The organism is Faecalicatena orotica, from assembly GCF_905197545.1.
Taxonomy (GTDB): domain Bacteria; phylum Bacillota; class Clostridia; order Lachnospirales; family Lachnospiraceae; genus Faecalicatena_A; species Faecalicatena_A orotica.
Map to the genome: position 1 here is coordinate 203,041 of NZ_CAJJZH010000002.1, position 12,972 is coordinate 216,012.

Sequence of the window (12,972 nt, forward strand, 5' to 3'; positions counted from 1 at the left end):
GATGAAAATGACAGGTTATGAAATTATAAAAGGAAACGTGAAATTTACGGGCCCGGACAGAATTGGCCTCCGCTTTGACCGGATTGCGGGAAAAGGGGATGTATGCCGTATTTTCGTCCTGCCACCCAGGAGTACATGGCCGGAGGATGCACACTATACGGTCTCCAAAAAAGTACGCCCGAAAAGCGGGGAGTATGACGAATGGGGATGCCTTTGGGAAAGCGATGATTCCAGCGGATCAGACATGGGGCAGGTGAGCAATATCCCGATTGAAGAATGGGAGGATATGGAGAACTACGTTTTCCCGGACCCGAAGGCTGAAGGCCGTTTCGAAGGGCTGAAAGAGGCTCTCGATGAAGCAGAAAAAAAGGGCTTGTACGTTCAATTAAACAGCCCGCAGTGTATCTTTGAGCGTATGCATTTTTTAAGGGGATTCGAAAACACATTAATGGACTGCCTGATCGAACCCGAAGAGATTGAAGCGATGGCGGAAAAGCTTGCAGACTATCAGATCGGGATCATTGAGGAAGCCTACAGGCTCGGGGAGGGAAGGGTCCACTGTTATGATACGACAGATGACTGGGGAACCCAGAACAGCCTGATGATTTCACCGGATATCTTCCGGGAGATATTCAAGCCCCAGTATAAACGGATATTTGACAAGGCCCATGAATGCGGCATGGATATCCGGTTCCATACGGATGGAAAGATTAATGACATTCTTGAAGACCTGATCGAACTGGGAGTAGATATCATCAACATCCACCAGCCGCGGCTGGTTGGCATTGATGAAGTATCTGCCATCGCGCAGGGGCGCATCTGCTTCGAGGCTGCGATCGACATTCAGGCCACACTGCCGACCGGAGATAAGGAACTGATCGAACAGGAGGCAAAGGAGCTGATAGAAAAGTGGGCAACACCTAAGGGCGGACTGATCGGGGTTGAATATGGTTATCTTGATGCGATTGGTACAACGAAGGAGTCTATGCTCTATGCTCTGGAATGCTTTGAGAAGTATGGAAACTTTAAGAAGTAATGATGTTTACGAGTAATACCATCCCTGAAAAGGTTATTATTCACGGCCCCGTGAGTAGTAACCTGAAAAGAGCAGATGCATAAATGGCACTGCTCTTTTTGATTCAAGGGAAATCAGCGTAATCAGGCAGGTTAAGCTTGACGATTATTTGAATCATTCATATAATTGAATGGAAGGTTATCATAAAACCTATATAGTTAAGAAAGTAGAGCTTGAAACAGGACAGACTGATTAAGCTGTAAAAGAGGAACAGAATATGAAAAGAAGCAGGGCATTAGTTGACAACCGGAGAAACAAAGTGTTGCTGGCCTTACAGTCAAACGGATTCGTAAAGGTGCAGGAACTGGCGGAAGAACTTCAGGTTTCCCCATTGACAATTCGGAGGGACCTCCAGTATCTTGAGGACCAGAAGAAGCTGGAAAGATTCTACGGAGGCGCCACTGTGAAAGACCGAGTCCCGGAGATCTATACGGAGCAGGATGAAGTGAAGCTGTACCGCCAGAGAATCGCCGAATATGCGGCATCTCTTGTCGAGGACGGGGATACGATCTTTATTAACACAAGTTCTACTGCACTGCAGATGATAAAGTATATAAAGGATAAAAGAGTTACCGTAATCACGAACAACGGAAAGGCAATTTTCATGGAACATTCCTCCAATGTTTCCATCATTTTAAGCGGCGGGGAGCTTCGGGAGATTAAAGAGGCAATGGTCGGGGAGTTTGCCACGAATAATATCAGCAAGGTAACAGCAAAGAAAAGTTTTATAGGGTGTTCGGGTCTGAGCCCGGAGAGCGGGATGACCACGGAAATACTGAGCGAGGTAAATATCAACCAGCTCATGCTGCAGCGGGTTACCGGGACCTCATACATTCTGGCGGACCATACAAAGCTTGGGAGAAATTCCAGTTTCGTGAGCTGTCCGACGGAATCTCTTCTGAATGTGATAACCGATGAAAAGGCACCGGCAGAGATTACGGATGGATTTCGTGAGCATGAGGTCAATGTGTTCTGTGTCACGAAAGACGGACATCTCTTACGGGACAGCGGATCTGCTGAACTTAGTTAGCGCGTCTGTGATGAATGGCCAGGCGAATTCCGGGCTTTTGGGAACACCTCTGACAGGAGGATATAATGTTAGAAGAATTAAAACAGAAAGTATATGAAGCAAATATGGAGCTTCCAAAACGGGGGCTGGTAACTTATACATGGGGAAATGTCAGCGGCATTGACCGTAAGGCCGGACTGTTTGTGATTAAGCCGAGCGGCGTGGAATACGAATGCCTGAAGCCGGAGGACATGGTTGTTATGGATCTTGAAGGGAACAAGGTTGAGGGGCGGTATCAGCCGTCTTCTGATACACCGACCCATCTTGAATTGTACAAGGCCTGTCCTGAAGTGGGCGGAATCGTACATACGCATTCCCCCTGGGCGACATCATGGGCACAGGCGTGCAGAAGCATACCGTGCTATGGGACGACTCATGCGGATTATTTTTATGGCGGCATTCCCTGTACAAGGAGCCTGACCGGGGAGGAGATTGAAGGCGCATATGAGAAGAACACCGGGCTGGTGATCATAGAAACGTTCAGGGATAGAGATCCGGCAAGTGTGCCGGGCGTACTCTGTGCGAACCACGGCCCGTTCACGTGGGGGAAGGACGCCGCGAATGCGGTGCATAACGCCGTTGTTCTGGAAGAAGTGGCCAGGATGGCATACCGTACAGAGATGCTGAACCCCAAAGTCAGTGCGGCGCCGCAGGTGCTTCAGGATAAACACTATATGCGCAAGCACGGTCCGGATGCATATTACGGACAGGGCAGCCAAGGATAAGAAAGGACAGCCAGATATAAAAAACAGCTGTATATAAAACAACAGATCCCGGTATCCGAAATGTAAAAAATTTCGGGTGCCGGGATTTTTTTCGTTTCAGGTGTTTTTTGAACCTCTTTGTATCATAAAAATAAAATAATAATTCGTATAATGAATATAAATCCATTTAACAACAAAATGATCGTATAATAAGGCTAAGTAATCATATAATTAAGAACAAAGTGATTGATTTATGAAAAAGTTAATGATATACTGAACATAAAGAAAGGGGCGGAAGATTATGATGTGGAATTATTTGTTATGTTTCCTGTTTATTGCCTGTCTGGTCGTTGAGATTTATTTTATCCTCAAGAGGAACCGGACCATTGTTATGAAAGGTAAGGATGATTTTTTCTCGTTTACCCTGATTGTTCTCTTTGCGCTGGTCATCTTCCCGTTGTCAGACGCGGACACCCTGCCGGCAAATATCAGGAACATCCTGTTATTAGTTGCCATATTCGGGTCTGCGGCCATCAAGAGAGGTTTTTCAGAAAAAGGTATGGAGAAGATCTTTTATACCGTGAGATGGGAAGACATTCAGGAAGTACATATTGATGCATACCAGACGGCAAAGATCAAAGTGGTATGCCAGACAAAGAAAGGCAAACATAAGCTGTTCTTCGGCAAGTACAAGCTCAAAGAAGTCCTGCGCGTACTGGAGCAGCATGTTTCCAATATATATATTCAGAGCGCTCTGGAGGACACCCTGAATATGAAAAAATGTGTGTAAAGAATAGAAAAGACAAAGGAGAAAAATCATGGTAAGCGAAAAAATAACAGTAAAGAACCCGTCAGGGCTTCATTTAAGACCGGCAGGAATCCTGTCAGGCATTGCTTCAAAATGTGCATCCGAGGTGACTCTTGTAAAAGGAGACAAACGTGTAAATCCCAAAAGCGTACTTGTCCTGATGGCTGCCGGAATCAAGTGTCAGGATGAGATTACAGTAGAATGTTCAGGGGAATCAGAAGCAGAAGACTTAAAGACTTTGATTAATGCAATCGCAGGCGGTCTGGGAGAGCTGGACGGCGAGGGGAAATAAGGAGTTTTGAGATGAAGAGGATCGAGGTAAAAAAGACATCATCGAAAGGCATTGTCATGGGCAGGGTTTTTCTCGTTGAGGAGCAGGATTTAAGTCCGGCCGGGAACTCTGTACAGGAGCCGGAAGTGGAGAAAGAGATTCAGGCGTATGAACAGGCGGTTGAAGATGTAATTGCCGATCTGGTGCCTCTGGCGGAGGGATCGGATATCTTCGCGGGACATCTGGAGCTTGCAAAGGATATCGCGCTGAAGGAAGGCGTACTGGGACGCATTCGGAATCAGAATTACAATGCACAGATGGCGCTTCATGAGACGGCAGAAGAATTCCGCATGATATTTGAAATGATGGAAGATGAATATATGAGGGAACGCTCGGCAGATATCCAGGATATCCGCAACCGGCTGATGCGTAAACTGAAGGGGCTGAATGAGGGGAATTTTGATGAAATCACGGAAAAGGTAATCCTGCTTGCAAGAGACCTGGCCCCGTCAGATACGGCGAAGCTGAATCTGGATTATATACTGGGCTTCATCACGGAGCTGGGCGGCGTGACAAGCCACGTTTCGATTATGGCAAGGGGGATGGGAATACCGGCCCTTGTCGGGGCCAGCGGAATCATGGACGAAGTAAAGAATGGCGATTTTGTCATTATGGACGCTTCACAAGGAGTTATCCTTGTGAATCCCGGTCAGGAGGAGATTCAGGAATATACAAAGAAGGCAGAGGAGTTCCGTAAATTTGAGAAGGAACTGGAGGAATCCAGCGCACTGCCAACGGTCACGAAGGATGGAAGAAAACTGGAGGTATGCGGCAATGTCGGAAGCCTTGAGGATGTGAAACGGGCCGTGCAGTTCCAGATCGATGGAATCGGGCTTTTCCGGAGCGAATTCCTGTATATGGAGAGTGATCATTTTCCGACAGAGGAGGAGCAGTTTGAGGTCTATTCGCAGGCGGCAGAACTGCTCGGGGATAAGGAACTGACGATACGCACACTCGATATCGGAGGCGATAAAGGGCTGGATTATTTTGAATTCCCGAAGGAAGAGAATCCGTTCCTCGGCTACCGTGCGATCCGCATCGGGCTGGACCAGACTTCTATCTTAAAGACACAGTTAAGGGCGCTCTTAAGAGCGGGTACATCCGGGCATATACGGATCATGTTCCCGATGATTATTTCTGTAGAAGAAGTGCTAAAAGCACTTCAGATTCTGGAAGAGAGCAGGGAGGAGCTTGCAAAGGAAGGGATCCCTTATGGTGCGGATTTGGAAGTGGGCGTCATGATCGAGACGCCGGCAGCCGTCATGATGGCGGAAGAACTGGCGGAGCGGGTAGATTTTTTCAGCATTGGCACGAACGATCTGACACAATATTTCCTGGCGGTCGACAGGGGCAACCAGAAGATTGCAGCGATGTACAATTCCTATCATCCGGCTGTTCTGCGGGCAATTTACCAGACGATCCGCGCAGGTCACAAGTTTGGTAAAAAAGTCGGGATGTGCGGGGAATTTGCGAGCGATCCGAAAGCGGTTAAGCTGCTGCTCGGAATGGGGCTGGATGAATTCAGCGTATCACCGGGAGAAGCTGCAAATGTAAAATACCAGATCAGAAATGCATCCGCGGATGAAGCTGAAAGGCTTGCCAAAGAGGTGATGAAACAGCCGGCAGTCGAAGACATCATGCGGCTGCTGGAAGAATAGGGCAGCAGGAGTTTGGGAGGTCTGTTATGAAGGGATATACACTGGGGCTTTATGAAAAAGCGATGCCCGGACATTTGTCATGGAAAGAAAAACTACTGGCCGCCAAAGAGGCGGGGTATGATTTCGTGGAAATCAGCATCGACGAGACGGAGGAAAAGTTAAGCCGTCTGGAGATGAGCAGTGAAAAGCGGCTGGAACTTGTGCGGCTGATGGTAGAGACTGGGATGCCCGTGCGGACCATGTGTTTAAGCGGACACCGGAAATACCCGCTGGGCAGCGACGATCCGGAAGTGAGTAAAAAAGGCATGGAGATTATGGCAAAGGCGATCCAGCTGGCGGATGATCTAGGAATCCGTATCATCCAGCTTGCCGGATACGACGTCTACTATGAAGAGTCCAGCCTGGAAACAAAAAAGCGTTTTCTGGCCAACTTAAAGAAGGCTGTGAATATGGCAGAGATGGCAGGAGTTGTGCTCGGATTTGAGACGATGGAAAATGAATTCATGAATACCGTCGAAAAGGCAATGAAATATGTGACCCTGGTCGATTCCAGTTATCTGAATGTGTACCCGGACATCGGCAACATCACGAATGCGGCGGATACATATAAGACGGATGTGCTGGAAGATTTGTATATCGGAAAGGGACACCTTGTGGCGATGCACCTGAAAGAAACAGTTCCGGGAAAGTTTCGGGAAATCCCGTTCGGCCACGGCCATGTTGATTTCGAGAGTGCCATCAGGACAGCCTGGAAGCTGGGAATCCGCAAGTATGTGACCGAGTTCTGGTATACGGGGAACCCGGACTGGAAAGAAGATCTGCATTCTGCGAACACCATGTTTACGGAAATACTGAAGGTGCAGGAGCAGGAGGACGAAGAAGAGAGGTATGTTTCATGAAAGTAGATAAAAAAGTAATCTCAAATCTCACAAAATGCTATTCGATAGCTCCACTTAAATATAACCATGAAGATTATTTTCTGGTTGCGGCCGAAAAGACGGACAGGTGTCTGCTTTTTGATCTGGACGGCAGAGAGAAAGACACCATATGGAATGAGCCGGGCGGAGTCATGAGTATGGTACAGGTGCCGGGGACAAACGGACAGTTTCTGGCAACACACAGATTCTATTCGCCCAACGATTCAAAGGATGCTGAAATTGTAATCGTCACGCCGCAGACAGACGGAAAATGGGAAGTGAGGACACTCGTAAAGCTCCCCCATGTCCACCGCTTTGATATCGTGGAACGTAATGGTGTGAGATACCTGATTGCTTGCGCTTTGAAATCGGGTCACGAATACAAAGATGACTGGTCCATGCCCGGAAAGGTCTATGCGGCCATGCTTCCAAAAGACCTGAGCGGCTGCCATGCCGGCAACCAGCTTTCTCTGACCGTGATTAAAGACAATATGTTAAAAAACCACGGATATTACCGTGTGAAAGAAAATGGTACAGATACATGTATCATATCTGCGGACTGCGGGGTCTTTCAGTTCATCCCGCCCGAAAATCAGGAGGGTGCGTGGACGGTGAACCAGCTTCTGGACACCCCGGCCAGCGATGCGGTTCTGGTGGACATGGATGAAGACGGGGAAAAAGAGCTTGCCGTATTATCCCCGTTCCACGGTGAGAAGATCAGTATTTATAAAAAGCAGGACGGACAATACCGGCAGGTATACGAATACGAAAAGCCGGCCGAATTCACACATGCCATCTACGGCGGCAGCCTGTGCGGAATACCGGCCCTGGTTGTAGGCCATAGAAAAGGCGGACGGAATCTGATCCTGTTTACTTATAACAAGGAAGAAAAAAAATACCATTCGGAAATTCTGGATAAAGACTGTGGTTCCGCGAATGTGTTTCATTATGTCAAAGACGGCAGAGATATACTCATCTCTGCAAACCGTGAGACGGATGAGGTGGCAATGTATACGATTTCAGAGCAATGAAAATATGCAGCCCCGTGCACGGGGGAATAAAGACCGGAGAAAAGCGATAATCCTGTGAGACCGCTTTTCTCCGGTTTTTTGCAGCCTTGTGAAAGTTTCGGCTTTCCTGCATGAAAAAGTGGAACTTAAAGGATTGATATGTTAAAATGTGGAATAACCGGTTACAATTTGATTAGTGCATATATAGAAAGCGGGTATTTTATGGAATTTAATAAGGAAAATTTACGAAAGATCAGAGGCTTAATCCTTTTTACACTTGTGGTGCTCATCGCCCTGTGGAAATATACGGTCGTACTGGAGGCGCTCGGGTTCCTCCTCGGGATTATGTTTCCGTTTCTGCTGGGGGCTGCAATTGCGTTTATCCTGAATGTGCCGATGCATTTTCTGGAAGAGAAGCTCTTTTATAATAAGAATACAAATGACCGGCATCCGGTTAAGAAGCTGGCAAGGCCGCTGAGTCTTGTGCTGACAATTATTATCGTGCTGGGTGTCGTCTCTCTCGTGATATTTGTCGTGGTCCCGAAACTGGGCGGCACTTTCATGTCACTCGGGAAAAATATTCAGGATTTCGTGCCGAAGGTCCAGTCCTGGGTGGAAGAAATGTTTAATAACAATAAAGAAATCGTAGCGATGGTGAATGACATTAAGATTGACTGGGACAAGGTGCTCAACGGCATGGTGTCATTTTTTAAAAACGGCGCCGGCAGCGTCCTCGGTTCTACATTTACAGTTGCCAAGAGTATTGTGAGCGGGCTGGCGACTTTCTTCATTGCCTTTGTGTTTGCCTGCTACATTCTGCTTCAGAAGGAAAAGCTGAACATTCAGATCAGGAAGATCATGTACGCTTATCTGAAAGAAGAGTATGTGGAAAAGGCACTGGATGTCTGTTCCCTGACCTATAAGACATTTTCAAGTTTCCTGACAGGACAGTGTGTGGAGGCAGTGATACTCGGCGCGATGTTTGTCGTGACAATGACGGTATTCCGCCTGCCATATGCGATGCTGGTCGGAATATTGATTGCATTTACCGCTTTGATCCCGATATTCGGAGCGTTCATCGGATGTGTGGTCGGGGCGTTCTTAATCCTGATGGTCGCACCGATGAAGGCGCTGGTTTTCGTTGTTTTGTTCCTCGTGCTCCAGCAGATCGAAGGCAACCTGATTTATCCGAGAGTGGTCGGCAGTTCGGTCGGACTCCCGTCTATCTGGGTGCTGGCTGCGGTCAGTATCGGCGGCAGCCTGATGGGAATTGTTGGTATGCTTGTATTTATCCCGATTGTGTCAGTTGTCTATACTTTATTCCGGAATAACGTATACTGGCAGCTGAAAAAGAAAGGGATTCAGATAGACAATACAACCGGGGAATCGGTGGAGGTATCAGGAATGAGTTCCGGGAATACTGGGAATGAAAACTAGAAGTAGAATAATATACAAAAAAGTGCTATACTAGAAACATTAACGGTAACATGATAGAAGGACTATGAGGAAAAAAGCATGGGAAAAAAGAATATGCGACTAAAGGGGCAGCTCAGAATGTACATGCAGTGGCCGTTGATTATGACGGTGCTTCTGATTGCAATGAATATCTGGATGTACATGATCGACAGGAAGGCAGGCGTTATGATGTCCGTCTTTGTCGTCGTTTATCTGGTGATAGTAGGGCTTCTGTACTTTTACAACCGTTCTTTGATTCTGGCAGATTTAATTCAGTTTTCTACACAGTATAAGGGGATACAGAACACACTACTTAAGGAACTGACGATTCCATACGCCATCCTGTTGGAAGATGGAAGGATCCTGTGGAAGAATGACAGCTTTAACGACATGATTGAAGGACAGAAACGGGAAAAGTATCTGAACAAACTGATTCCGGAGCTGAACACCGGGGTATTCCCGCGTGAGGAGTCGGATCATGTAGAGCTGGAGGTTGTTTACAAGGAAAGAGACTATCAGGTAGAGCTTAGAAGAGTTTCAGTTGAGGGATTCAGTGAGGCTGAGCAGCTGCTTCAGATCCCGCGTGAGAAGGAATACTTCATCGCGGTATATATGAAGGATGTTACGGAACTGAACTCATACATCAGAGAAAATGAAGACCAGCGCCTGATTGCCGGACTGATCTATATTGACAACTATGATGAAGTCATGGAGAGTGTCGAGGAAGTGCGGCAGTCTCTTCTTGTTGCGCTGATTGATCGTAAGATCAACAAGTATATCGGCGATATAGACGGAATCGTGAAAAAGCTTGAGAAAGACAAGTACTTTATTGTTATCAAGAAAGAAAGCTACAGGAAGATCGAGGCAGACAAGTTCTCACTTCTGGAGGATGTAAAGCAGGTAAACATCGGAAACGCCCGCTCCGCGACCTTAAGTATCGGACTCGGGCTGAATACTTCGACCTACGCACAGAGCTACAACTATGCGCGTGTTGCCATTGACCTGGCGCTGGCGCGGGGCGGGGACCAGGCTGTCATCAAGGACTGCAAAGGAATTACATATTTCGGAGGCAAGAAGGAACAGACGGCAAAGAATACCCGTGTTAAGGCGCGTGTTAAGGCGGAGGCGCTGCGTGAATTTATCGTGGCCAAGGACCAGGTCATTGTCATGGGGCATAAGATCGGTGACGCCGACTCTCTCGGGGCATGTATGGGAATCTACCGTGCGGCTGTGGAACTGGAGAAGAAGGCCCATGTCGTTATCAATGAGATCACGACTTCGGTGCGCCCCCTGTACGATGAAATTGCCGGAAGTCCGGCATACGGGAAGGACATTTTCCTGACCTCGGAACAGGCGCTGGATTATGTGACGGATAATACAATGGTAGTTGTTGTGGATACGAACAAGCCGCAGATGACCGAGTGTCCGGAACTTTTGAAGTGTTCCAAGACGATTGCCGTGCTCGATCATCACCGCCAGAGCAGCAATGTAATCGAGAACGCGGTTCTTTCTTACGTAGAACCGTACTCATCCTCAACGAGTGAGATGGTTGCGGAAGTACTGCAGTATATTGTAGATGACATTAAGTTTCCGTCTGTTGAGGCAGACTGCCTGTATGCGGGAATCATGATCGATACACGCAACTTTATGAACCGCACAGGTGTGCGTACGTTTGAAGCGGCGGCATTTTTAAGGAGATGCGGCGCTGACATTACACGCGTACGCAAAATGTTCCGCGATGATATGGAGTCTTACCGTGCAAAAGCAGAAGCCGTCCGCATGGCGGAAGTTTACAGGGACGAGTATGCCATTGCACAGAGCCCGGGAGATATTGAGAGCCCGACGGTGCTTGCTGCACAGGCCGCGAATGAGCTGCTGGACATCAGCGGTATCAAGGCATCCTTTGTACTTACTATCTACGAAGGCAGGATTTACCTGAGTGCGCGTTCCATTGATGAGGTGAATGTGCAGATTATTGCGGAGAAGCTTGGCGGGGGCGGACATATCAATTCTGCCGGAGCACAGTTTGACCATACAAATATGCATCAGGCAATTAAGGTGCTGAAAGAAACAATAGACCAGATGATTGAAGAAGGAGATATTTAATTATGAAAGTAATCTTATTACAGGACGTGAAATCTCTCGGAAAAAAGGGAGAAATTGTAAATGTAAACGACGGATATGCAAGAAACTTCATTCTGCCGAAAAAGCTCGGTGTTGAAGCAAACAATAAGAACTTAAACGAGCTTAAGCTCCAGAAAAAGAAAGAAGACAAGATCGCGCAGGAGAACTTAGATGCCGCAAAGCAGTTAAAAGCAGAGCTGGAGGCTGGGAAAGTGGAACTTTCCATCAAAGTCGGAGAAGGCGGGAAGACATTCGGGTCAATATCCAGCAAGGAAATCGCGGCCGCGGTAAAAGACCAGATGGGAGTGGAAGCTGACAAGAAGAAGATCCAGTTAAAGGAAACGATCAAGACGCTCGGCACTCACCATGTTCCGGTTAAGTTACACCCGGAAGTAACGGCTGAGCTTAAAGTTGTTGTAACAGAAGAAGCATAAGGGGATTCGCTTTATGGAAATGGAAGCAGCGATTAAGAGAATACTCCCTCACAGCGCGGAAGCGGAGCAGGCTGTCGTGGGAGCCATGCTGATGAACAAAGACGCGATCATGGCTGCATCTGAGGTCCTCACCGGGGATGATTTTTATCAGACTGCTTATGGGATACTGTTTGATTCTATGGTGGAACTGTTTCAGGCGGGAAAACCCGTGGATCTGATTACACTGCAGGAACATCTGAAGGAAAAGAACGTTCCCCCGGAGATCAGCAGCATGGAATTTGCGAGAGACCTTGTAGCCAGCGTGACAACCTCGGCGAATGTAAAGTATTATGCCGAGATCGTACGGGAAAAGGCTACACTGCGCCAGCTCATTAAAGTTAACGAAGAAGTCACCACCGCATGTTATCAGGAGAACCAGCCCCTTGAAGCGATTCTGGATAAGGCGGAAAAGGGTGTATTCGAACTGGCCGAGCGTGGAAGTGTACAGGAGTATGTCCCAATCAAGCAGGTCGTACTGAATGCACTGGATGTGATAGAGAAAGCCTCTAAGACAACGGGGAGTGTGACAGGTATCCCGACAGGCTTTATAGATCTGGATTATAAGCTGTCAGGACTGCAGCGCTCAGACCTGGTCCTGATAGCGGCAAGGCCTTCAATGGGTAAGACGGCCTTTGTTCTAAACATTGCACAGCATGCCGCATTCAGGCAGAATTGCGCTGTGGCAATCTTCAGTCTCGAGATGTCAAAGGAACAGCTCGTTAACCGTCTGTTTTCTCTGGAATCGCATGTAGATGCCCAGCTTCTGCGTACAGGTAACTTAAAGGACACAGACTGGGAAAAACTGATAGAAGGCGCAGGAAGGATCGGGAAATCGAGACTCGTTATTGATGATACCTCCGGTATTTCTATTACGGAGATGCGTTCCAAATGCAGGAAGTTTAAGATGGAACTCGGGCTGGACCTGATTATCATCGACTACCTCCAGCTGATGAGCGGGAGCGGGGGGAAAAGCAATGAAAGCCGGCAGCAGGAGATTTCGGAGATTTCGCGTTCGCTGAAAGGGCTGGCAAGGGAACTGAATGTGCCGGTTATTGCGCTTTCACAGCTGAGCCGTGCGGTTGAGCAGAGGACGGATAAGAGACCTATGCTTTCTGACCTAAGAGAATCCGGGGCCATTGAGCAGGATGCCGATGTATGTATGTTTATTTACCGTGAGGATTATTATATACCGGATACGGAAGATAAGGGAATTGCCGAGATTATCATAGCAAAGCAGAGAAACGGCCCGGTCGGAACCGTCAGACTGGCTTGGATTCCGCAGTATACCCGTTTTGGAAACGAGCTGCGGCAGCCGGAGTAAAATAAAAAAGAGGAAAACAGGGACAGT

The 12,972-nt window shown here is 47.7% G+C and carries 12 protein-coding genes; all 12 read left to right on the forward strand.

All coding sequences use genetic code 11. The features are described 5' to 3' along the window. The first annotated feature begins 7 nt into the window (after positions 1–7). The 12 genes from ABIN22_RS04555 (at position 8) to dnaB (ending at position 12,945) form a co-directional block, all read left to right on the forward strand. Positions 8–1,036, forward strand: coding sequence for a uroporphyrinogen decarboxylase family protein (locus ABIN22_RS04555; protein WP_181368575.1), 1,029 nt, complete (start codon positions 8–10; stop codon positions 1,034–1,036). Between the two features lie 256 nt (positions 1,037–1,292). After that, a complete protein-coding gene (locus ABIN22_RS04560; RefSeq protein ID WP_346906918.1) occupies positions 1,293–2,105 on the forward strand; it encodes a DeoR/GlpR family DNA-binding transcription regulator in 813 nt (270 codons plus the stop codon). 65 nt (positions 2,106–2,170) lie between these two features. Next, the gene (locus tag ABIN22_RS04565; RefSeq protein ID WP_346906920.1) at positions 2,171–2,869 is read left to right on the forward strand and encodes an L-ribulose-5-phosphate 4-epimerase; all 699 of its coding nucleotides are present in this window, start codon (positions 2,171–2,173) and stop codon (positions 2,867–2,869) included. A 280-nt stretch (positions 2,870–3,149) separates the two neighbouring features. Next, positions 3,150–3,638, forward strand: coding sequence for a hypothetical protein (locus tag ABIN22_RS04570; protein ID WP_109729897.1), 489 nt, complete (start codon positions 3,150–3,152; stop codon positions 3,636–3,638). Between the two features lie 28 nt (positions 3,639–3,666). Further along, on the forward strand, positions 3,667–3,948 hold the full coding sequence (locus ABIN22_RS04575; RefSeq protein ID WP_346906922.1) for an HPr family phosphocarrier protein: 282 nt from the start codon (positions 3,667–3,669) through the stop codon (positions 3,946–3,948). 11 nt (positions 3,949–3,959) lie between these two features. Next, positions 3,960–5,645: a phosphoenolpyruvate--protein phosphotransferase gene (gene ptsP / locus ABIN22_RS04580; protein WP_346906924.1), complete on the forward strand. Its 1,686-nt coding sequence runs from the start codon at positions 3,960–3,962 to the stop codon at positions 5,643–5,645. Between the two features lie 26 nt (positions 5,646–5,671). After that, on the forward strand, positions 5,672–6,544 hold the full coding sequence (locus ABIN22_RS04585) for an L-ribulose-5-phosphate 3-epimerase (RefSeq protein WP_109729900.1): 873 nt from the start codon (positions 5,672–5,674) through the stop codon (positions 6,542–6,544). Continuing rightward, positions 6,541–7,593, forward strand: a complete 1,053-nt coding sequence (locus ABIN22_RS04590; RefSeq protein ID WP_346906926.1) for a hypothetical protein — start codon at positions 6,541–6,543, stop codon at positions 7,591–7,593. The genes ABIN22_RS04585 and ABIN22_RS04590 overlap by 4 nt, the downstream gene beginning before the upstream one ends. Before the next feature lie 201 nt (positions 7,594–7,794). Further along, positions 7,795–9,009 carry an AI-2E family transporter gene (locus ABIN22_RS04595; RefSeq protein WP_346906928.1) on the forward strand — a complete coding sequence of 405 codons (1,215 nt, stop codon included), beginning with the start codon at positions 7,795–7,797 and terminating at the stop codon, positions 9,007–9,009. A gap of 78 nt (positions 9,010–9,087) precedes the next feature. Next, on the forward strand, positions 9,088–11,133 hold the full coding sequence (locus ABIN22_RS04600) for a DHH family phosphoesterase (protein ID WP_109729903.1): 2,046 nt from the start codon (positions 9,088–9,090) through the stop codon (positions 11,131–11,133). A gap of 2 nt (positions 11,134–11,135) precedes the next feature. Further along, positions 11,136–11,585, forward strand: coding sequence for a 50S ribosomal protein L9 (gene rplI / locus ABIN22_RS04605; RefSeq protein ID WP_109729904.1), 450 nt, complete (start codon positions 11,136–11,138; stop codon positions 11,583–11,585). A 13-nt stretch (positions 11,586–11,598) separates the two neighbouring features. Further along, the gene (dnaB, locus tag ABIN22_RS04610; RefSeq protein WP_109729905.1) at positions 11,599–12,945 is read left to right on the forward strand and encodes a replicative DNA helicase; all 1,347 of its coding nucleotides are present in this window, start codon (positions 11,599–11,601) and stop codon (positions 12,943–12,945) included. Positions 12,946–12,972: the final 27 nt, after the last annotated feature.

Bases quoted from the DNA above. Each gene is read 5' to 3' on its own strand.
- ABIN22_RS04575 (WP_346906922.1), top strand. From the start codon at position 3,667: ATGGTAAGCGAAAAAATAACAGTAAAGAACCCGTCAGGGCTTCATTTA.
- ABIN22_RS04585 (WP_109729900.1), top strand. From the start codon at position 5,672: ATGAAGGGATATACACTGGGGCTTTATGAAAAAGCGATGCCCGGACAT.
- rplI (WP_109729904.1), top strand. From the start codon at position 11,136: ATGAAAGTAATCTTATTACAGGACGTGAAATCTCTCGGAAAAAAGGGA.
- ABIN22_RS04590 (WP_346906926.1), top strand. From the start codon at position 6,541: ATGAAAGTAGATAAAAAAGTAATCTCAAATCTCACAAAATGCTATTCG.
- ABIN22_RS04570 (WP_109729897.1), top strand. From the start codon at position 3,150: ATGATGTGGAATTATTTGTTATGTTTCCTGTTTATTGCCTGTCTGGTC.
- ptsP (WP_346906924.1), top strand. From the start codon at position 3,960: ATGAAGAGGATCGAGGTAAAAAAGACATCATCGAAAGGCATTGTCATG.
- ABIN22_RS04595 (WP_346906928.1), top strand. From the start codon at position 7,795: ATGGAATTTAATAAGGAAAATTTACGAAAGATCAGAGGCTTAATCCTT.
- ABIN22_RS04560 (WP_346906918.1), top strand. From the start codon at position 1,293: ATGAAAAGAAGCAGGGCATTAGTTGACAACCGGAGAAACAAAGTGTTG.
- dnaB (WP_109729905.1), top strand. From the start codon at position 11,599: ATGGAAATGGAAGCAGCGATTAAGAGAATACTCCCTCACAGCGCGGAA.
- ABIN22_RS04555 (WP_181368575.1), top strand. From the start codon at position 8: ATGACAGGTTATGAAATTATAAAAGGAAACGTGAAATTTACGGGCCCG.
- ABIN22_RS04600 (WP_109729903.1), top strand. From the start codon at position 9,088: ATGGGAAAAAAGAATATGCGACTAAAGGGGCAGCTCAGAATGTACATG.
- ABIN22_RS04565 (WP_346906920.1), top strand. From the start codon at position 2,171: ATGTTAGAAGAATTAAAACAGAAAGTATATGAAGCAAATATGGAGCTT.